Origin of the sequence: Corynebacterium glaucum (genome assembly GCF_030408855.1) — a bacterium.
GTDB classification, from domain to species: domain Bacteria; phylum Actinomycetota; class Actinomycetes; order Mycobacteriales; family Mycobacteriaceae; genus Corynebacterium; species Corynebacterium glaucum.
Genome location: NZ_CP047358.1, coordinates 1485768 through 1505972 on the forward strand (window position 1 = coordinate 1485768; position 20205 = coordinate 1505972).

The following is a 20205-nucleotide window of genomic DNA, read 5'->3' on the forward strand; positions in this document are numbered from 1 at the left end:
GCTACAGCCCCAACTCCTTGACCAGATCACGTGTGCGCAACGACTCGGAGTCGATGAAATCCTCGAGCTCGTCACCCGCCATGTACGTCCCAAACCACCCGTTTCGTTGCACTGCGTCCTGCCACTCCTCCGACTGTTCCATTTCGGTCAGAATGTCGACGAGTTCTCGCTTTTCCTCGTCCGAGATACCGGGAGGCGCGAGGAAGCCTCGCCAGTTCGCCATCTCGACTGGTACACCCAACTCGGTCAAGGTCGGGATGTCGGGAGCAACTTCGAGACGCTCGGGAGAGGAGATGGCGAGTGCCCGCATCGTCCCGGACTCGAGTTGGTCCGCAAAGTCGTTGTAACCGGTCACGCCGATTTCGGTGGTTCTCGATAGCAAGGCTGACAAGACTTCACCGCCGCCGGAGTACGCGACAAAGTTCACGTCGCGTGGTTCGATGCCTTGGGTTCTGCCGACTTCAGAAATCGCGAGATGTTCGACCGAGCCGAGTGAACCGCCCGCGATCGCAAACCCCTTCGGGTTTTCTTTCCAGGCAGCCAACACGTCATCGAACGTCTTGTACGGGGAGTCAGCGGGGACGACAACGATGATGTAATCGTCTGCGAGTCTCACGAGTGGAGTCGCATCCTGGATACTGACGGCAGAACGGTTGATCTCAACGCCACCGACCATTGCCGCACCGGTTGCCATGATGGTCGAGGAGTCGCCTTGCATCTGGACGAGCTGCCTGAGTCCAATCGTTCCTCCAGCGCCTGGGATGTTAACCACCTTGGCGTTGTTCACGAGGTTTTCACCACGCATCGCTGCTTGCGATTCACGCGAGAATCCATCCCATCCTCCGCCGACTGCGGCTGGAGCAATGATCGTGAGGTTCGAACGAGCAAGTCCTGTCTCGCTCGATTGCGCGGCCTGTGCAAGCGCACCGCCAGTGAGCGCTATGGCGACGATCGCCGCCCCCACCTGAGCGAACTTTCCCAAGTTCATCCTCCCTGTATCTAGCACAGCACTAGACCACTCGGCAGAGTGTGTCCTTCGCCACTAATCGGAATCGATGTGGGAGACAATACTGGATGGGTGGTGATCGACGTAACAGATCCCCCGAATAAACTTTCCCGCTTTGGTGGCGCTTGTGTCGCTCCGCTGCACGGTCCCGACGATCGTCGATGCGCAGCGGCTTCAGCTTCTGGACATCTGATCACTCGGCGCCGACCCAACGTCAAGCTCTGCAAACTTGAGATGCCAGAGAAGTCGGCCCCCGTTCCGCAGGCACGGTGAGATTTCTGCTGATCTGGCCTCGCCCTACCCAGTGCGGAAAGCTTTAACCAGCCGACGCCCGCGGCGGTTCTCACCAACAGTTCTTTTCAACGTCCAACGCCGTCCATAAGTAATTCCTTAGCCGCTAATCCATATTTACCCGCAATTTAAGGGTTCATTAACCGAGTATTCCCTGAGATTTCTTAATTCGCGCTTAATCTGCGGTTCGTTGCACGTTGCCAACGCCCTCCCTACTCAACGCCACAGATTGGACTAATTACCGATGAAGAAGAAGTTCGCGGCTATTGCCGCGTTCGCGCTCGTGCTCAGCGGTTGCAGCCCCCAGGAGCCCACCCAGAATGCCAACCAAGGAGACTCCGATCCGGCAACTGGTGTCGCTAACCCGGATGCGGTTGTGAACCTTGGTTTCCTTCTGGAGCCCTCGGGCATTGATCCGACTACCGTCTCAGGCGCTGCACTGGATCAACTTGTGGACGACAACGTGTACGAGGGCTTGGTGCGACGCATGCCCTCTGGTGACCTTGAACCCACCCTCGCTGAATCCTGGGATGTTTCCGACGACGGTTTGACCTACACCTTCAGCCTGCGCCAGGGAGTGCAGTTCCACGATGGGTCTGATTTTGACGCAGCAGATGTCGTCGCAACCCTTGAGGCTTCCTCCGCCGAGGATTCCAAGAACCCGGATGCAAAACTCATGCACGCCTTTGAGTCCGCAACTGAGATCGACGAGAAGACGGTTGAGGTTCGTCTGAAGGAGAAAGACATTAACTTCCTCGAGGCGATGGGCAGCAAGGCTGCAATGATGGTCCCCTCCGACAACGAGGTTGACCTCACGACGGAGTCGAATGGCACCGGACCTTTCCGAATTGGTGAGTGGCAGACCGGCAACTTCATCAGCCTCGAGCGAAACGATGACTACTGGGGCGAGCAAGCCGGCGTCAAGGAAGCTGTCTTTAACTACTACGATGACATCTCCGCAGCTGCTAACGCGCTGACTTCTGGCCAGATCGATATTCTGACCTCTTCGGACGCTGACACCCGTTCCCGCTTTGAGGGCGACTCCTCTATCCAGACGGTCGAGGGCGACGACACCGCCTACATGACACTCGCCTTCAACCACGAAAACGAAGCGCTCCAGAATAAGGATGTCCGCAGCGCGATCCGCATGGGAATCGATAAGAACGGTCTGATCGACGCGCTCGGTACGAATGCGACCCGAATCGGCTCGATGGTTTCTCCAGCGCAAGCTTGGTGGGATGAATCCTTGAACGAAATCGACTCGTACGATCCTGAGGCTGCTCGTGCTCTGCTGCAAAACGCTGGATTCGAAGACCTGAGCCTCAACCTGCGTGTGGCCAACCAGTACGACCCAGCTGTCAGCGAGTACATCGCTTCTCAGCTGGGCCAGATCGGCATCAATGTGGACATCCAGCCCATGGAGTTCTCTGCTTGGCTCGACCAGGTGTACCAGAAGAAAGAGTACGACATGACCATGGTGCTTCAGGTCGATCCTTGGACGCTGACGTACTACGGCAACCCGAAGTACTACTGGAACTACGACAATGCTGAGGCTCAGCAGCTCACCGACGAAGCGCTGAGCGCTTCCAGCTTCGACGAGCGTGACGAAAAGCTTGGCGAGCTCGCCCGTTTCGTCTCGGAGGATGCTGCAACGGAGTGGCTTTACAGCCCAAAGGCTACCCAGCACGTGCGTCAGGGGGTCTCCGGCTTCCCTACGGACCGCATCGGCTCTCGTTACTACGTCGCCGATATCACTGTCGAGGATTAATCGGTGACCAATCCTGTGGCCGCTGATGCGAGCACTCGGGCAGAGAAAGAACAGACACTCAAGCCTAAACGTTCCAGCGGATTGCGAATCATCGCTGGTACCGTGGCCTGGGCCGTGTTCGCCATCCTGATTGCGTCGGTGGTGATCTTCTTCGCGCTCAATACCCTCCCCGGGGACCCGGCTGTCATCCTAGGTGGTTTGGATGCGTCCCCCGAGCAACTGCAGTTGATTCGGCAGGAGAATGGCTGGGATCGGCCAATCATCGTCCAGTACTTCGATTGGTTCACTGGGGTTCTCACCGGCGACTTCGGTACGTCACCATTCACCGGCATGTCCGTCACAGATCAACTGGTGAGTAAATTGCAGGTGACACTTCCCCTCGCAATCGCTTCCCTGGCCCTCGCGCTTGTGATCGCGCTGGTTCTTGGTATTTACGCGGGTGCCCGAGCCGAGTTCGCGGGCGGGAAGGTCGTGTCGTGGGTATCTCAGATTGGTATCGCTGTCCCGAGCTTTATTGTGGGCATGCTCCTGGTCATGTATGTCGCTGCGCCGCTGAATCTCCCGGCCACGGGCTTTCCAAGGCAGGGTTGGGATCAACCAGGGCAGGCGATTCGTTCTCTCATCCTTCCAACGGTGACGCTGGCAATTCCCCAAGCCGCCGCGCTCACCCGCTATGTCAGATCCACCATCATTGAACAGCGTGCGCAGGATTACCCCCGGACCGCCCGAGCTCAGGGCTTGAGCCGGTTTCAAACCCTGATGACCCACGTGCTGCGAAACTCTTGGCTCCCTTTGCTCGGCGTCCTCGCGCTTGATGCTGCCGCCCTGCTGATGGGCACGGTGGTTGTAGAGCAAGTCTTCGCTCTTCCTGGCGTAGGGCGCCACCTAGTCAGCAGTGTGACGAACCGCGATATCACCACTGTCCAAGGATTCCTCATGGTGCTCTCTAGCACGGTGATCGTGCTCATGATGATTTCAAACCTGCTGGCCCGTCTCCTTGATCCCCGAGTGAGGGTTCGCTGATGAACTACCAGACAGTTGCTGGACGGCTCGCCGAACTCATCCGTAACCCCGCGGGTCTCTTTGGACTCGTGGTGGTCGCGATCATCCTTTTGGGTTTCGCCGTCTCGTTCATTTGGGTTCCCTACGATCCAGCCGCAGTGAACCCGAGTGCCACATGGGCTCCGCCCTCAGGAGACCACTGGCTCGGAACTGATCAACTGGGCCGTGACATCTTCTCGATGATGCTGGTTGGTACTCGCGTGACCGTTCTCACCAGTCTCGGTGGCGCGTTAATCGCCCTCATCGCGGGGCTGCTGCTGACCTTCCTCATCACTTACGCTCCGCGGTGGCTGTCCCAGCTCACCGAGCGCATCACAGACATCTGGGTGGCATTCCCTACCTTGATCATCGCCCTTATCCTCGCCACAGCGTTCCAGGGTTCGGCAGTCACCTCGGCAGTTGCGATTGGCCTAGGATCAGCGCCATCCGTCACCCGCACTATCCTGCCCGAGGTACGTCGGGTCAGTGTATCCGATTATGTCCTACTGGCTACAGCAGCTGGAGCGCGCGGACCTTGGCTGTTGCACCACCATATTTTTCCGAACGTCGCTCCCACACTGATCGTCCGCACAACGCAGATTATGGGCACCGCAGCTCTCGCAGAGGCCGGACTTTCTTACCTCGGAGTAGGAACGCCACCGCCTACGCCTAGCTGGGGGCGGATGCTTTCCACGTACCAGTCGTTTATGTACTCCCACCCAAGCGTGATTCTCATTCCCGCTACCGCGATCGTCGTGACGATTATCGGTTTCAACCTGCTCGGTGACGGTCTTCGCGACGTTTACGATCCCCGGAAGGCGAAAGCATGAGTCTTCTCAAAGTTACCGATCTCTCGATCTCTTTCGGCGACAGCAGAATCGTGAAGGACGTGTCTTTCGAGATCAGCGACGGTGAGCGTGTCTGCCTGATCGGTGAGTCTGGATCGGGTAAATCCCTGACAGCCACCGCCATCAACGGGTTATTGCCCAGGAACGCGACCGTTGAAGGCTCGATCCTGTTCAAAGGACAAGAGCTTATCGGCATGCCAGAGAAGCATTTGCGCTCCATCCGGGGCCGTGAGATCGGCTTCGTGTTCCAGGAGCCGCAGACCGCTCTGAATCCCGTGATCAAGATCCGGCAGCAATTGCTCACCGCCAGTCGAGTGCACAACCAGTTGGGAGATGGAAGTTCGAAACAACGCGCTGCCGAGCTCGCCAGGAGCGTGAATCTTCCCAACCCTGAAGAGATCATTGAGCGTTATCCGCACGAGCTATCCGGTGGCCAACGACAGCGCATCATTATTGCAATGGCGATGAGTCTCTCCCCCGCTTTGCTCATTGCTGACGAACCCACGACTGCTCTTGACGCCACTGTGCAGAAACACATTCTCGAGCTGATGGATGATGCAACCCAGCGAATGAACACGGCACTCTTGATGATCACTCATGACATGGCGGTTGCATACGAGATCGCAGATCGCCTTCTCGTAATGCGACACGGATCCATCGTTGAGTCAGGAAGTTCAGCTGATGTGCTGACAAAACCTCAGCACGAATACACCAAGCAACTTGTAGACGCAGCTCGGTCTACCAGTCTCCATGTCGGTGAAAGGAGCGGAGGATGACGGCCAAGGAAGAATTATTCACGGTGTCCAACGTGTCAAAGGAATTCGGGGAAAACGTTGCGGTCCGTCCCCTGTCGTTTGCCATTAGGCCTGGCGAGTCGCTCGGCATTATCGGCGAATCTGGATCCGGTAAGACCACGCTGACCCGGATGATGCTTGGCCTGCTCGAACCGACCTCCGGCGAGATTCTGTACCGAGGTGAGCCGGTGCGGGCCGGCAAGCTCGGTATGACCAACTTGCGCCGGGAAGTACAGCTGGTTCTGCAAGATCCCTTCGCTTCGCTCAATCCGCGCATGACAATTGGGCAGATAATTAGCGAGCCGCTGCGTCTCCGCGGCACGCGGAAGACCCGAGACCACGTGCGAGAAGCGTTGGAGGCAGTCGATCTGAATCCCGACTGGCATGGGCGCTATCCACACGAACTTTCTGGAGGCCAACGTCAGCGAGTAGCGATCGCCCGCGCCGTCGCTGCCCGCCCACAGGTCATCATCGCGGATGAGCCGGTATCGGCGCTTGATGTTTCAGTTCGAGTCACAATCCTCGAGCTACTCGAGCGCCTCAGCGAAGAATTCGATCTGACGTACGTACTGATCTCCCATGACCTCGGAGTGGTCCAACGGATCTGCTGTTCAACGCTGGTTTTGTTCAACGGGGAAATGGTCGAACACCGCCCCACCCACGAGCTCCTTACGAAGCCACAACACCCAGCAACGATCGAACTGTTGCAAGCGGTGCCTCACCTTCCCGAGGGGGCCGCGTAGTGGCCCTTCACAACTTTCGTTCGCTGGCCGGCGTTCCAGTGACTGGCGGAGTTATTGCTGACAACGCACTCTACCGATCTGCTGCACCGTTTTCCGTGATCGAGGATCTCGCTGGGGCCAGCCGGCGGACCGGCATTACAGGAGTGGTTGATCTGCGTGACCAAACCGAGCGCGATGCAACCCCAGCGTTCGACACCGCCCACGTCGAGGTTGCAAGCGTGCCTGTTTTTGGTGGAGCTCTCGAGCAATTGGAGTGGGAAACGCTCGACGAGCTGTACTCAATCATGGCCCGTAACCACGGTCGAGAACTCGCCGCAGCCGTCCGAGCTACCGCTGGACTTTCGTCTAAAGGCGGTGTGCTGATTCACTGCACGGCGGGAAAAGACAGAACAGGCATGGTTGTCGCCCTAATTCTCGGAGCACTAGGCGCTCCCGATTCCGCGATCCTCGACGAATACTTGCTGACATCCGGTCTTCTGGGGCAGAACTACTTGGACGATTTGCTTCGCCTTTCAGGTGCTTCTGAGATACCGGGTGATGCAGCTCACCGAGCAACCCACGTGTCTGCCGACATGATTCGGGCTGGGTGGGACGTCGTCACGCTTGCTGGTGGCCCGGCAAGGTATCTGGAACAGCATGGACTTGATTCAGGGACGCTGCAGCTTCTCCGCCGCAATCTAGTGAGGCCCGTATGACTCGTATCTGCCACTTCACCGACACCCACCTACTGGCGGATCGAGGTTTACACTACGACCGCGTAGACACCAGCGCGCTATTTGAAGCTGCAATCGAGGTTGCCGCCCAGCAAGAACGGTGTGACGCGATCGTACTTTCCGGCGACATCTCTGAGGACGGTTCTTCGCAGTCGTATCAGTTCGCCAAGTCGCTCGTAGATTCGCTCGCGGAAAGATGGAAAGCTGCGCCAGTATATGCATGTGGCAACCACGACAATCGCGACTCTTTGCGCGAGGCCCTCGGAGTTGGAGATCCGCTAGCTGCCCACTCGGTGGTGGAGTTGCCGGATCTGCGGGTTCTATCTGCCGACACTTCGGTTCCACGAGCAGGATATGGAGAGCTGGGCTTCGAGATTGAGTGGATTTCGCGGCACATTCCGGAAAGCAAACCCTGGGTTCTCGTGCTGCACCATCCCCCTGCTGAAGCCCCCACCGTGCTGCATGACGCGCTGCGGCTCTCTGATACCGACAAGCTTTCCGAAACACTTCGACTGCACGAGAATCTTCCAACAGCAATTCTTTCGGGCCACTACCATCTCCCCGCACAGCACACTCTGGGCAGCATTCCTGTTCTGGTAGGACCTGCGATCGCGAATGAAACCGTAGTCGGATCACCGCTCTCGGAAAAAGCTCGGGAGATCTCCGCGTTCCAAATCGTCGAGATCGGGAAAAGCGTTGAGGTGACTCGTGTTCAAGTTGGCGGATCGGGTGAAACCATTTTCCAATACGAACCCGAATTGGTGCGCACTATCGCCGCCGGCGCGGGTCGACCTGGCTGGACGTATCCGGGCAAGTTCGCTGCACATCTCTCACGTTCAGCTGGTGATTAGCGATGCCGTCTTTTGCTGACCTGGATTCTATAACTCTGGACGACCTGCGACGCAGTGGATCCATGTCGTGGTCGAATCCAGGTCTCATTGGCGCCTTCGTGGCTGAAATGGCGTTTGGCGTACCGGCCCAAGTAAAAGAGCGTCTGAGCTCGCAAGTGCTCAGACAGCCTTTGGGGTATTCAACCATCGAAGATCTCCGCGAGCTGCAGTACGCAACCGCCGGTTTCCTCCATCAGAATTTCGATTGGGAAGTTCATCCGGACGCAATCCAAGCCACCGCAGATGTCATCGCGATTTACGTGTTCGTTCTTGAACACCTCGTTGACCCGGACCGGCCAGTCGTGATTCCCACTCCGGCTTACATGCCATTTCGCGAAGTCCTCGAAGCGTTGGATCGCTCATACATCGAGGTTCCTATGAAGCTCGATGACGGACGGTACACCAACGACACCGAAGGCATCCGAGCGGCGTTTGAGGCAGGAGCACAACTGCTGGTGCTATGCAATCCCCATAATCCGACTGGTCGCTCGTTCGCTGCATCGGAGCTTCGTGCAGTAAGTGATCTTGTCGCAGACTACGATGGCCTGGTTTTCGCCGATGAGATTTGGTCCCCACTCACCCGTCGCGGGACGCACACACCATTCGCATCGTTAAGTGCGCAAGCCGCAGCCCAGAGCATCACAGCGATATCCGCCACGAAAGCATTCAACATGGCAGGGGCGAAATGTGCCCAGGTGATCCTCACCAATGAGAACCACGCAGAAATATGGCGCAAGAAGGGCTGGATTCCGCTAAAGGCAGTCTCGACTCTTGGCGCCGCAGCGAGTTCCACCGCTTACTCAGCAGGCGCTGTATGGCTCGACGAGATTCGGCGCTACCTCGAACGGAATCGCGACGAATTGGTGAATTTCGTTGCTCACCAGATGCCCGGGGTCCGCATCCACACCCCAGACACCACGTACATCGCATGGTTAGATTGCTCGGAACTGGGCGTCAGCAATCCTCGGTCCTTCTTCCTCGAGCGGGCCGGAGTTGAGATGACGGAGGGGTCTCGCTGCGGAGCGGGTTTTGAAAACCATCTACGTTTTACTTTCGCCATGCCGAACCCGATCATGCACCTCGCACTCACCCGCATGCGATCAGCCGCACTTTCTATCCCATGACGCTGGGTGCAGTCGAGTAATAACCGTCTAGTCCGCCTGGCGCTTGTGCCGTTCGGCAGCTCGGGCCCGGCGATCGTCGATGAGCAGCGGGTTCTGCGCCTGGTCGTGAGCGTGCGCCTGCTCAGTGGCGGAGCGTTGCAGACGCGCGACGTCGTCAGTCCCCTGCGCTGCGGCGCGCTGCCGAGCGATCTCTAGCTGCTGTTCACCGCGGCGGCCAAGGGCGGGAATGTAGGCAGCGATGGCGATAAGCACTGCGGCGATCGCCACGTAGATGCCCGCTCCGTGGTCGAGGCCGAGCCACATTGCGAGGAGCCAGCACACCGATGAAATGCCGGTGACCATCCACCCGGCGACCGCGGCGGCGAAGCGCCGAGTCAGTACCGCGATGGGCGTAAGTACGCCAAGCCCGATGAAGGCCACCCAGGTGAAGAGGTACTCGGTCACGGCCGTCTCGGTGTCCCGAGTCGCTTCGGTGGCACCGAGGAGCTGCCATCCAGAGGCTGCACCCGCGAACGGAAGGAACATCGCAACAAGGTACGCAGCCGTACATGCGAGAAGTACCCAGCGCGCGGGACCGTCGGCGAGCCTACCGCTCACCTTGCGCTCGGTTCTGGCCAGCGCATCCGGGTCGTTCATCGATGCAGGCTGCATTGCTTCGGCCACCGGGGGCTCCTCCTTGTAAGTGTTAGTGCGTTGCGCAACAGGTGCCGGACGCGTCCGCGTTTCCGGATGGGGTTTGCGCGGGCGCACCGATCGTCGGCAAGCCTAGGCCCACTCCGACTGGAGCGGTTGTGGGCAACTGGCCGACCTCCGAGTTATCTCCAGCCTTGGTGCGACGGTGCGCGGTGATGCCGGAGTCGGCGATGAGAAAGTGCGGCTTTGCGTCGGTGACGGTGACGTGGACGATGTCGCCCGGGCGGACCTCGCGGTCAATTGCGCCGTCGACGGCCTCGGCGAGGGCGAAGTGGACAAGGCGACCGTCGCGCGCACGGCCGGACATGCGCTGGGTGCGGTCGTTCTTGCGACCGCCCTCGGCCTGGACCAGCAGCTCCACCTCTGTGCCGATCAGCTTCGCGTTTTCCTCCGCGCTGATCCGGTCCTGCAGCGCGACGAGGCGTTCGAAGCGTTCCTGCACCACGTGCTTCGGTACCTGCCCCTCCATCTTCGCGGCCGGGGTACCCGGGCGCGGGGAGTACTGGAAGGTGTAGGCGGAAGTAAACCGGGACTGCTCAACAACGTCGAGCGTGGCCTGGAAATCCTCCTCGGTCTCGCCCGGGAAGCCGACGATGATGTCCGTAGTGATGGATGCGTGCGGCAGTTTCCCGCGCACCTCGTCCAAAATCCCTAAGAACTTCTTCGAGCGGTACGACCGGCGCATGTCCTTGAGCACCTTGTCGGAACCGGACTGCAGCGGCATGTGCAGCTGCGGGCAGATGTTCGGGGTCTCCGCCATCGCGTCAATGACGTCGGAGGTGAACTCCGCCGGGTGCGGGGAGGTAAAACGCACGCGCTCCAGGCCCTCGACCTCGCCGCAGGCCCGCAGCAGTTTGGAAAACGCCGATGGGTCGCGCTCCATGTCAGGGTCTGCGAAGTGCACGCCGTATGCGTTGACGTTTTGGCCGAGTAGGGTGATTTCGGAAACGCCTTCGCTAACAAGCGCTTGCACCTCGGCGAGGATGTCGCCCGGGCGGCGGTCAATCTCCTTGCCGCGCAGACTCGGCACGATGCAGAACGTGCACGTGTTGTTGCAGCCCACCGACACGCTCACCCACCCGGCGTAGGTGGATTCGCGCTTGGCGGGCAGAACCGAGGGAAACACCTCGAGCGCCTCGGCGATTTCGACTTGGGCAGCGTCCTCGACACGGGCGCGCTCGAGCAGCGTCGGCAGCGCGGAGAGGTTGTGGGTGCCAAACACCGCATCGACCCACGGTGCCTTCTTCAGCACCGTGTCCTTGTCTTTCTGCGCGAGGCATCCGCCTACCGCGATCTGCATGCCGGGGTGCTGCTGCTTCGTGTGCTTGAGCTGGCCGAGGGTGCCGTAGAGGCGCTTGTCGGCGTTTTCACGTACTGCGCAGGTGTTGAACACCACCAGGTCCGGGGTTTCATCCTCGTTTGCCGCGACATACCCCGCGTCTTCGAGCATGCCTGAGAGGCGCTCGGAGTCGTGGACGTTCATCTGGCAGCCGAAGGTACGCACCTCGTAGGTGCGCTCCGGGTTTTTGCGCATCGCCGTACTCACGGCGCCCAAGTTTAACGCTGCAGGCCACGAGGGCCTAAACGGGAGTTTCGAGGCGGGTCGAATGGGCCGTCGATAAGCATTTGAGTAAACTTTTGGCGAAATTGTATTTTCCGTCACGTTAATCGGGTAAATGTAATGCGCATGACACAGGCGATTGCTGAACCGATGATTCTGATTCAGGATTTGGACAAGCACTTTGGCGATTTCCATGCGCTGAAAAACATCAACCTCGAGGTCCCCCGCGGCCAAGTGATTGTGGTGCTGGGACCTTCCGGCTCAGGCAAGTCGACGCTGTGTCGCACGATCAACCGGCTCGAAACCATCGATTCCGGCACGATCGAGATCGACGGGAAGGCGCTGCCCGAGGAAGGCAAGGAGCTGGCAAAGCTGCGTGCCGATGTAGGCATGGTGTTCCAGCAGTTCAACCTGTTTCCGCACCTGACCATCCGCGACAACGTCACCCTCGGCCCCACTAAGGTGCGCAAATCGAAGAAAGCCGACGCCAACAAGCGTGCCGACGAACTGCTGACCCGCGTTGGCATTGGCAACCAAGCCGACAAGTACCCCGCCCAGCTCTCCGGCGGGCAGCAGCAGCGCGTCGCCATCGCCCGAGCGCTGGCTATGGACCCGAAGGTCATGCTTTTCGACGAACCCACCTCCGCGCTCGACCCAGAAATGGTCGGTGAGGTGCTCGACGTCATGGGCGAGCTCGCGGCCACCGGTATGACCATGCTCGTGGTCACCCACGAGATGGGATTTGCCCGCAAGGTCGCCGACCGCGTCATCTTCATGGCGGACGGCGAGATCGTCGAAGACACCGACCCAGAGTCCTTCTTTACCAACCCGCAGACCGATCGCGCCAAGGACTTCCTAGGCAAGATCCTGCACTAGCGCACCCCGACTGCAAAACATTTGCACCTCCACAAATCTGATTCGAAGGAGTTCACCATGAACCGTGCAACCCGCATCATGGCAGCCACTGCGGCAGCCGCTCTGAGCCTGTCCATCGCTGCCTGCGGTGGGTCCGATTCCAGCTCCTCCGGCGGCGACGGCGGCGCATCCGGCGAAGGCCTGCTCTCTCACATTGAAGCCGGCAACGTCACCCTGGGCACCAAATACGACCAGCCAGGTCTTGGTCTGCGTGAACCGGACGGCTCGATGAGCGGTCTGGACGTTGACATTGCGACGTACGTGGTCAACTCGATTGCGAAGGACAACGGCTGGAACGAGCCGACCATCACCTGGCGCGAGACCCCGTCTGCGCAGCGTGAAACGCTAATCCAGAACGGCGAGGTCGACATGATCACCGCGACCTACTCCGTCAACAAATCGCGTTCTGAGACGGTGAACTTTGGTGGCCCGTACCTGCTCACCCACCAAGCTCTGCTGGTGCAGGATGCCAACACCGACATCAACGGCCTGGAGGACCTCGACGGCAAGATCCTTTGCTCCGTCACCGGCTCCACCCCGGCACAGAAGGTCAAGGACACCCTGCCGGGCGTGCAACTGCAGGAGTATGACACCTACTCCTCCTGCGTTGAGGCACTGCGCCAAGGCAACGTCGATGCCCTGACTACCGACGCGACCATCCTTGGCGGCTACGCAGCACAGTCGCCCGGCACCTTCAAGCTGGTCGACCTGGAAAAGGACGGCAAGCCGTTCACTGACGAGCACTACGGCATCGGCCTGAAGAAGGACGACACGGCCGCGACCGAAGCAATCAACAAGGCGCTGCAGGCGATGTACGACGACGGCTCCTTCGACAAGTTTGTCGACGAAAACATCGACGGCGGCCAAGGCGTGGAGAAGGCGAAGCCGGGCGACCTATCCTTCCTGAACTAACACCCCGTCCCTCTCCTCCCTTCCCCGCATCGCGCAACCACAAGGAGTTACACGCATGGATGCTTTATGGGCAGATTTGTTGCCCAAGCTCTTGTCGGCTTTTTGGACCACGATCAAACTGACGGTGTATTCCGCCATCGGTTCGCTCATTTTGGGCACGATCTTGACCGCGATGCGGGTCTCCCCCGTCGGGATCTTGCGCTCCATCTCGGCGTTTTACATCAACACGGTGCGCAACACCCCGCTGACCCTGGTGATCCTGTTCTGCTCCTTCGGGTTGTATCAAAACCTTGGTCTGCAACTTGCCAGCCGCGACTCCAGCACGTTTCTGATGGATCAGAACTTCCGGCTCGCGGTGCTCGGCTTCATTCTTTACACCTCGTGCTTTGTGGCTGAGTCGCTGCGAAGCGGCATCAATACCGTGCACTTCGGCCAGGCCGAGGCGGCGCGATCGCTTGGCTTGAGCTTCGGACAGACGTTCACGCAGATCGTCTTCCCCCAAGCCTGGCGCGCGGCGTTGGTGCCACTGGGCAACACGCTCATCGCGTTGACGAAGAACACCACGATCGCCTCCGCGATCGGCGTGGCCGAGGCGTCCTTGCTGATGAAGTCCACCATCGAGTTCCACGCGAGCCAGCTGTTCATCATTTTCGGTGTGTTCGCGCTCGGCTTCGTCATCCTAACCCTGCCCATGGGCCTAATCGTTGGCCGCCTTGCTGACCGAATGGCGGTGAAGAAGTAAATGGCACAAGAAGTGCGCGCCACAGTTCTCTACGATGCGCCCGGCCCCAAGGGCATCATGCGCAACCGCATCTACACGGTGATCACCCTCGTCGTGCTTGCGCTGGCAGCCTGGTGGGTCTTGTCCACCCTCGGCGACAAAGGCCAGCTCGACGCGGCAAAGTGGACCCCGTTCCTTGAAGCCAACACCTGGAAGACCTACATCTTGCCCGGCTTATGGGGCACCATCAAGGCCGCGCTCACCAGCATTGTGTTCGCGGTCATCTTCGGCGTCATCTTCGGCCTCGGCCGACTCTCCGAGTCACGCCTCGTGCGCGGGTTCTGCGCGGTGATCGTGGAGTTCTTCCGCGCAATCCCAGTGCTTTTGCTGATGATCTTCGCCTACCAGCTTTTCGCGGTCTACAAACTCGTGCCGCCGAACGGGCTCGCATTCTGGGCGGTCGTTGTGGCTCTCACCCTCTACAACGGCTCGGTCATCGCGGAGATCCTTCGCGCGGGCATCAACTCGCTGCCGAAGGGCCAGACCGAGGCAGCCCGTGCGCTGGGAATGTCGCACTGGCAGACCATGTGGTCGATCCTGCTCCCCCAGTCCATCGCGGCGATGCTGCCGGCGCTCATCGCGCAGATGGTGATTGCGCTCAAGGACACTGCGCTGGGCTACCAGATCGGCTACGTCGAGGTGGTCCGCTCCGGCATCCAGTCCGCCTCTACGAACCAGAACTTCCTGGCCTCGCTCGTGGTTGTTGGCGTCATCATGATCATCATCAACTACGCGCTCACCTTGCTCGCCGAGCGCGTCGAGCGCCAGCTACGGGCTGGGCGCGCACGACGCAACATCTTTGCCAAGGTGCCTGAGGCTGCCAGCGCAGGCGTGGGCTTGGACACGAAAGACACCGTCAACGTGGACTGGCACGCGCCGGGCTACACCGAGCTAGAAAACCCCGACCGAGGGCACTAAGCCGCTTATCGACGGCCCATGGCAACGCGAATTATCCCACGTCGCTGCTGTCCGAGTTGAGCGCATCGATTCGCGCGTCCAAGGTCTCACGCGCGACACGCAGCGACATCTCTGAGGAGTAACCGCGCCGCGCGAGTACGCCAACAACACGGCGCAAGTGCTTGTCGTATTCCTGCCGATCCGTGGGTGGTGCCTTCACAGCGCGGGCTTTCTTTTCCGCCAGCACCCGTGCTTGCGCCTCTTCGTCCTCCGGAGAAACTTGGCTGAGCGCATCGGCGCGGATATCCGCTGCCACGCCCTTGTCTCGCAGCTCGAGGTCAAGTGCTCGCGCGGATTTTCCACGGGCCGCTGCACGCTGGCGCACCCACTCGCGGGCGAACGCCTTGTCGTCGAGCAGCCTCGAGCGCTCGAGGGAATCGAGCACTTCCTCTACGAGGTCCTCCTCGAACTCGGCTTTTAGCAGCCGCTCGCGAAGCTCGTGCCGGGAGCGGGCACGCTGATCTAGGAGGCCAAGCGCCCGCTTACGCACGGGTGCGATGGCCTCCTCGTGGGTGCGGTCGAAGAGTTCTCCGCCCCCATGTGTTTTGTAGTGATCGAGGGCCTCTTGTAGCCGTGCGATTTTGTCCGGGTCGGGCGTATTCAACGGCTAGCTGCCCTGCGCGGGCAGAAGGTTGACATCGTCGTTTTCGTCCTCGTCATCGTCGAAGTCGATGTTGGGGACCATATCGACGAGGTCGTCCGAAAGCTCATCGCTCGCCGCATCCTTGCCCGCATATGCCCCGACACCCAGTGCCTTGAAGATCTTGTCTTCGATCTCGTCAGCCAGTTCCGTGTTGTCCTTGAGGAACAGCCGGGCTTTTTCCTTGCCTTGGCCGAGCTGCTCACCTTCGTAGGTGAACCACGAGCCGGACTTCTTCACGATGCCGTTGTCCACGCCCATGTCGATGATGGAGCTCTCGCGGGAAATACCTTCGCCGTACATGATGTCGAACTCGGCAACCTTGAACGGCGGCGACACCTTGTTCTTCACCACCTTGAGCTTGGTGCGGTTACCAATCGAGTCCTGGCCGTCCTTCAGCGTCTGGATGCGGCGCACGTCGCAGCGCACGGAGGCGTAGAACTTCAGCGCTTTACCACCGGTGGTGGTCTCAGGAGAGCCGAACATCACGCCGATCTTCTCGCGCAGCTGGTTGATGAAGATCGCGGTGGTACCCGAGTTGTAGAGCGCGCCCGTCATCTTGCGCAGCGCCTGCGACATCAGGCGGGCCTGGAGACCCACGTGGGAATCACCCATCTCGCCTTCGATCTCCGCCTTCGGAGTCAGTGCCGCAACGGAGTCGATGACGATCATGTCGATTGCACCGGAGCGCACCAGCATGTCGGCGATCTCTAGTGCCTGCTCACCAGTGTCTGGCTGGGAGACCAAGAGGTTATCCGTGTCTACGCCAAGCTTCTTCGCGTAGTCCGGATCCAGCGCATGCTCCGCGTCAATGAAAGCCGCGATGCCGCCAGCCTTCTGCGCCTGCGCGATTGCATGCAGCGCCACCGTGGTCTTACCCGAAGACTCCGGGCCGTAGATCTCCACGATGCGGCCGCGCGGCCAGCCACCGATGCCCAGTGCCACGTCGATGGCGGTATTGCCGGAGGAAATGGACTGGATCGGCGGGCGGTTGTCCTCACCCAGGCGCATGATGGCGCCCTTGCCAAAGTCCTTCTCAATCATCGCCAGCGCTGCATCGAGCGCATTCTGGCGGTCGTTGCCAGCGGCTCCAGTCTTCTTCTTTGCTGCCATGTGCTTGTAACTCTCCTGCGATGTGTAGCTAGCGTGCGTGCTTCTAACCGATATGTATTAGACGTTCACCGACACCGTCTCGGTTCCATCAACACTTCGAAATCCTAGAACGCGGATTCAACACGTTCGAACGTACACGCAAACATGTTCGATAACAATGTGACACGCGCGCACCCGAACGCAACCTTCCCTGCCTTACTTTCCCGGCCGATCTACCCCTAAACGCCGCTCCTCGGGCACGTCAAACGCGTCGCAAAGCCCCTCCCACACGACGCGCGGATCGACACCATTTTCGATTAGCTCGGCCGCTGTGCGATCGCTTTGCGGCAGCACCTGCGACTGGACGATCCACTGCGCACGCTCCGCGCCGAACTCGTCTTCCACGAGCTGATCAAATTCCGTCAAACGCATGCCACCTAACCTACACACACCCCACGCCTCTCCCTTTCTGTAAGCGCGCCTTTTTCATATCGCTTGAACACCGTTCAGATACCCTTCTTCACATGACATCTGTGCACGCCTCTTCAGACTCCCAACCGCCGCGCTCCAGCTCTAGCGCCAGCACTGCCACTGACATCGCCTACATTGCAGTCTTCGCCGCGATCATCATCGTGCTGGGGTTCCTCGCCATCCCAGTCGGCGCCCTCGGCGCACCGATCGTGCTGCAAAACGCCGCAGTCATCCTCGCCGGCCTGGTTCTCGGACGCCGCCGCGGTTTCCTCACCGCCGCAGTGTTCCTCTTGGTAGGCCTGGCACTTCCGGTGCTCGCAGGCGGGCGTACCACCATCGCCGCAATCGGAGGCATCACGGTCGGGTACCTTGTCGGCTACCTGGTTTCCGCTTGGGTTGTCGGCGCGATCGCCTACCGTGCACCGTTCAAGTCGAACCGGGGCATGGCAATTGCTGTGCTCATCATCGCAGGTTACGTAGGACTCTTCATCCAGTACTTCTTCGGCGTGTTCGGCTTCATGTTCCGCGCGGACATGACGTTCATCCAGGCGTGGCAAGCCCAATTGCCGTTCGTGCTGACCGATGCAATCGAGATTGCGCTCGTGATCGCCGTCGCAATCGGAGTGCACTCGGCGATCCCGGACATCCGCAGGGGCCGTCGATAAGCATCATGCCCCTCATTGAGTTTCGCGGAGCCTGCGTTTCCTACGACGGTGAAACCGTGCTCGCCCCGCTCAACGTCAGTTTTGACGAGCAGCGTGTCGGCATCATCGGCTCGAACGGCTCCGGCAAATCCACCACCGTGCGCATGATCAACGGTTTGATCGAACCCACAACAGGCAGTGTGCTTTACGACGGCCTCTCCCCCACGAGCCAGGGCAAAGACGTCCGCAAACGGGTGGGATTCGTCTTCTCCGACGCGGAATCACAAATTGTCATGCCAAGGGTGAGCGACGATGTGGCGTTCTCGCTCCGTCGGTTCAAACTGCCCCGCGCTGAGGTCCAGGCTCGGGTCACCGCGGTGCTGGAGAGGTTCGAGCTTTCTCACCTGGCCGAAAACTCGCCGCACACCCTCTCAGGCGGCGAGAAGCAAATGCTCGCGCTCGCCTCGGTGCTGGTGATCGAGCCGGACACCGTGATTGCAGATGAGCCAACCACGCTGCTCGACCTGCGCAACCGCCGCCGCATCATCCGCGAGCTGATGAGCTTGGAGCAGCAATTGGTGGTAGTCACCCACGACCTGGACATGCTTCGGGATTTCGACCGCGTGCTGGTCATCGACGAGGGGCAATTGCTTTACGACGGCTCCCCGGACGACGCCATCGCCTTCTACATCGACCGAATGGATGCCAAGCCGTGATCCGCGAGCTACCGCTAGGCGTCTACGTTCCCGGTAGTTCCTTCCTGCATCGGGTGCACCCGAGCCTGAAGTTCTTGCTGCTGGTCGCGTTCGTCCTCTGGGTGACCATCTGGCCGACACTGCCATGGCAATCGATGGCGGCCCTGACATTGATCATGGTGCTGTATGCGCTCGCCGGGATCCCAGTCGGCGTGGCCTGGCGCCAGTTCGTAACGTTGTTGCCGTTCTTACTCTTCCTCTGCGCGTTTATCTGGTGGCAAAACGGACTGGCAGCGGCTCTGACCACGGGCATAGGATTGACCGCCACAATCGCCGCTGCGAACTTGCTGACGCTGACTACCACGGTCGAAGCGCTGTTGGACGCGCTTGACCAGAGCCTCCAGCCGCTCGCTCGCGTTGGTGTTCCCGTGGAACTGATCAGCCTCACCATCGCCCTGACCATCCGGTTGATCCCGCTCATGCTGGCGACCGCGAACGAAGTGCTCGACGCGCGCCGGGCCCGCGGTGCCGGGTTTTCCTTCGCCGCCTTCGGTGTGCCGCTTGTGATCCGAGCGGTGCGCCGCGCCCGCCAAATCGGCGAGGCGCTCATGGCGCGCGGCGCGGTGGATTAAGCCCAAAACCGCCTCCATCCCGCAGTCATACAACGGGATGGAGGCGGTAGATGCAGAAGCGTTAGATTTCGCCGCGCAGCTCGCGCATGCGCTCGGCAACAGCGTCGTCCGAGACACCAGCCCCGGACGGCTGCTGGGACTGCTGCGCTGCACCCGGGCCGTTCGCACCCTGCTCAATCGCCGGCTTCGAGCCGGAGGTCAGCTCACCAGACATCTCGGCACGGATCTGCTCGAGGCGGCCGTGGCCAGCCATCTGGATGCCTGCCTGCTCAACCTCAGCCATACGGCCTTCGATGGAGTTTTGCGCAAGCTCGGCGGCACCGAGCGCGTTCGCGTAACGACGCTCGATTTTGTCGCGCACCTGATCCAGGTTCGGGCCAGTCGCGGTAATGGAGTTCATCTGGCGCATGGTCTCCGAGACCTTTTCCTGCATCTTGGCCTGCTCGAGCTGGCTCAGCAGCTTGGAGCGCTCAGCCACCTGCTGCTGCAGGTGTGCCGCGTTGCGCTCCACGGCCTGCTTCGCGGCCCCTGCCTGCTGCAGCGCCTGATCGTGGAGCTGCTTGGTGTCTTCCACGCCCTGCTCTGCGGTCACCAGCTGGGCAGCGAAAGCCTCTGCGGCATTCTCGTACTCGCTTGCGCGCTTCTGGTCGCCCTCGTTGCGAGCCTTGTCAGCGAGCTGCAGCGCCTGGCGGGTGTTCGCCTGCAGCTTCTCCACGTCCTCCAGACGGCGGTTCAGCTGCATCTCCAGCTGACGCTGGTTGCCAATCACAGCAGCTGCCTGCTGGGACAGCGCCTGGTGCTGACGCTGCGCCTCGCTAATCGCCTGCTCGATCTGGACCTTCGGATCAGCGTTCTCTTCGATCTTGTTGTCGAAGAGGGCCATGAGGTAGTTCCAGAACTTCTTGAACGGGTTCGCCATGGGTCAAAGACCTTTCGTGGAATGTTTTATCTATCGCGTAACCACAATAGACGCGATCCGCCCGCCACGCTGCAG

General features: G+C 60.1%; 22 protein-coding genes. 15 read left to right on the forward strand and 7 right to left on the reverse strand.

Going from position 1 to position 20205, the window contains the following annotated elements:
• Position 1: 1 nt before the first annotated feature.
• On the reverse strand, positions 2–988 hold the full coding sequence (locus CGLAUT_RS07235) for a Bug family tripartite tricarboxylate transporter substrate binding protein (protein WP_095660128.1): 987 nt from the start codon (positions 986–988) through the stop codon (positions 2–4).
• Between the two features lie 553 nt (positions 989–1541).
• Between CGLAUT_RS07235 and CGLAUT_RS07240 the strand changes: the two genes are divergently transcribed.
• From CGLAUT_RS07240 to CGLAUT_RS07275, 8 genes are read left to right on the forward strand one after another with little or no spacing between them, the layout of a single operon-like run.
• Positions 1542–3065 (forward strand): ABC transporter substrate-binding protein, encoded by a 1524-nt coding sequence (locus CGLAUT_RS07240; protein ID WP_095660129.1) that lies wholly within the window; start codon positions 1542–1544, stop codon positions 3063–3065.
• A gap of 15 nt (positions 3066–3080) precedes the next feature.
• The gene (locus CGLAUT_RS07245) at positions 3081–4088 is read left to right on the forward strand and encodes an ABC transporter permease (protein ID WP_290184325.1); all 1008 of its coding nucleotides are present in this window, start codon (positions 3081–3083) and stop codon (positions 4086–4088) included.
• Complete coding sequence (locus tag CGLAUT_RS07250; RefSeq protein WP_095660131.1) at positions 4088–4936, forward strand: ABC transporter permease; 849 nt, start codon at positions 4088–4090, stop codon at positions 4934–4936. The genes CGLAUT_RS07245 and CGLAUT_RS07250 overlap by 1 nt, the downstream gene beginning before the upstream one ends.
• Positions 4933–5730 (forward strand): ABC transporter ATP-binding protein, encoded by a 798-nt coding sequence (locus tag CGLAUT_RS07255; RefSeq protein WP_290184327.1) that lies wholly within the window; start codon positions 4933–4935, stop codon positions 5728–5730. The genes CGLAUT_RS07250 and CGLAUT_RS07255 overlap by 4 nt, the downstream gene beginning before the upstream one ends.
• On the forward strand, positions 5727–6491 hold the full coding sequence (locus CGLAUT_RS07260; RefSeq protein ID WP_095660133.1) for an ABC transporter ATP-binding protein: 765 nt from the start codon (positions 5727–5729) through the stop codon (positions 6489–6491). The genes CGLAUT_RS07255 and CGLAUT_RS07260 overlap by 4 nt, the downstream gene beginning before the upstream one ends.
• Positions 6491–7186: a tyrosine-protein phosphatase gene (locus tag CGLAUT_RS07265; protein WP_095660134.1), complete on the forward strand. Its 696-nt coding sequence runs from the start codon at positions 6491–6493 to the stop codon at positions 7184–7186. The genes CGLAUT_RS07260 and CGLAUT_RS07265 overlap by 1 nt, the downstream gene beginning before the upstream one ends.
• On the forward strand, positions 7183–8055 hold the full coding sequence (locus tag CGLAUT_RS07270) for a metallophosphoesterase (RefSeq protein ID WP_290184329.1): 873 nt from the start codon (positions 7183–7185) through the stop codon (positions 8053–8055). Before CGLAUT_RS07265 ends, CGLAUT_RS07270 begins: the two co-directional genes overlap by 4 nt.
• Positions 8056–8057: 2 nt before the next feature.
• The gene (locus tag CGLAUT_RS07275) at positions 8058–9218 is read left to right on the forward strand and encodes a MalY/PatB family protein (protein WP_290184331.1); all 1161 of its coding nucleotides are present in this window, start codon (positions 8058–8060) and stop codon (positions 9216–9218) included.
• A 27-nt stretch (positions 9219–9245) separates the two neighbouring features.
• Here the strand turns inward: CGLAUT_RS07275 and CGLAUT_RS07280 are convergent, their stop codons facing one another.
• Positions 9246–9881: an Rv2732c family membrane protein gene (locus tag CGLAUT_RS07280; RefSeq protein WP_290184332.1), complete on the reverse strand. Its 636-nt coding sequence runs from the start codon at positions 9879–9881 to the stop codon at positions 9246–9248.
• A gap of 22 nt (positions 9882–9903) precedes the next feature.
• A complete protein-coding gene (miaB, locus tag CGLAUT_RS07285; protein ID WP_290187088.1) occupies positions 9904–11445 on the reverse strand; it encodes a tRNA (N6-isopentenyl adenosine(37)-C2)-methylthiotransferase MiaB in 1542 nt (513 codons plus the stop codon).
• 153 nt (positions 11446–11598) lie between these two features.
• Here miaB and gluA point away from each other — a divergent pair, with 153 nt between their 5' ends.
• Genes gluA through CGLAUT_RS07305 form a run of 4 tightly spaced genes read left to right on the forward strand, consistent with a single transcriptional unit; the run spans position 11599 to position 14998 of the window.
• Complete coding sequence (gene gluA, locus CGLAUT_RS07290) at positions 11599–12348, forward strand: glutamate ABC transporter ATP-binding protein GluA (protein WP_425551689.1); 750 nt, start codon at positions 11599–11601, stop codon at positions 12346–12348.
• Between the two features lie 57 nt (positions 12349–12405).
• The gene (locus tag CGLAUT_RS07295; protein ID WP_290184334.1) at positions 12406–13299 is read left to right on the forward strand and encodes a glutamate ABC transporter substrate-binding protein; all 894 of its coding nucleotides are present in this window, start codon (positions 12406–12408) and stop codon (positions 13297–13299) included.
• 55 nt (positions 13300–13354) lie between these two features.
• Positions 13355–14041, forward strand: a complete 687-nt coding sequence (locus tag CGLAUT_RS07300; protein ID WP_290184335.1) for an amino acid ABC transporter permease — start codon at positions 13355–13357, stop codon at positions 14039–14041.
• Positions 14042–14998 (forward strand): amino acid ABC transporter permease, encoded by a 957-nt coding sequence (locus CGLAUT_RS07305; protein ID WP_290184337.1) that lies wholly within the window; start codon positions 14042–14044, stop codon positions 14996–14998.
• Positions 14999–15029: 31 nt separating this feature from the next.
• On the opposite strand, the gene recX is transcribed toward CGLAUT_RS07305, so the two are convergent.
• The 3 genes from recX to CGLAUT_RS07320 form a co-directional block, all read right to left on the reverse strand.
• Positions 15030–15641, reverse strand: coding sequence for a recombination regulator RecX (recX, locus tag CGLAUT_RS07310; RefSeq protein WP_095660140.1), 612 nt, complete (start codon positions 15639–15641; stop codon positions 15030–15032).
• A 3-nt stretch (positions 15642–15644) separates the two neighbouring features.
• Positions 15645–16790: a recombinase RecA gene (recA, locus tag CGLAUT_RS07315; protein ID WP_095660141.1), complete on the reverse strand. Its 1146-nt coding sequence runs from the start codon at positions 16788–16790 to the stop codon at positions 15645–15647.
• A 195-nt stretch (positions 16791–16985) separates the two neighbouring features.
• Complete coding sequence (locus CGLAUT_RS07320; protein WP_095660142.1) at positions 16986–17201, reverse strand: DUF3046 domain-containing protein; 216 nt, start codon at positions 17199–17201, stop codon at positions 16986–16988.
• Between the two features lie 92 nt (positions 17202–17293).
• Here CGLAUT_RS07320 and CGLAUT_RS07325 point away from each other — a divergent pair, with 92 nt between their 5' ends.
• Genes CGLAUT_RS07325 through CGLAUT_RS07335 form a run of 3 tightly spaced genes read left to right on the forward strand, consistent with a single transcriptional unit; the run spans position 17294 to position 19211 of the window.
• Positions 17294–17905, forward strand: a complete 612-nt coding sequence (locus CGLAUT_RS07325) for a biotin transporter BioY (protein ID WP_290184339.1) — start codon at positions 17294–17296, stop codon at positions 17903–17905.
• A gap of 5 nt (positions 17906–17910) precedes the next feature.
• On the forward strand, positions 17911–18600 hold the full coding sequence (locus CGLAUT_RS07330) for an energy-coupling factor ABC transporter ATP-binding protein (RefSeq protein ID WP_290184341.1): 690 nt from the start codon (positions 17911–17913) through the stop codon (positions 18598–18600).
• The gene (locus tag CGLAUT_RS07335; RefSeq protein ID WP_095661115.1) at positions 18600–19211 is read left to right on the forward strand and encodes an energy-coupling factor transporter transmembrane component T family protein; all 612 of its coding nucleotides are present in this window, start codon (positions 18600–18602) and stop codon (positions 19209–19211) included. The genes CGLAUT_RS07330 and CGLAUT_RS07335 overlap by 1 nt, the downstream gene beginning before the upstream one ends.
• Positions 19212–19272: 61 nt before the next feature.
• Here the strand turns inward: CGLAUT_RS07335 and CGLAUT_RS07340 are convergent, their stop codons facing one another.
• The gene (locus CGLAUT_RS07340; protein ID WP_095660145.1) at positions 19273–20130 is read right to left on the reverse strand and encodes a PspA/IM30 family protein; all 858 of its coding nucleotides are present in this window, start codon (positions 20128–20130) and stop codon (positions 19273–19275) included.
• Between the last annotated feature and the right edge of the window lie 75 nt (positions 20131–20205).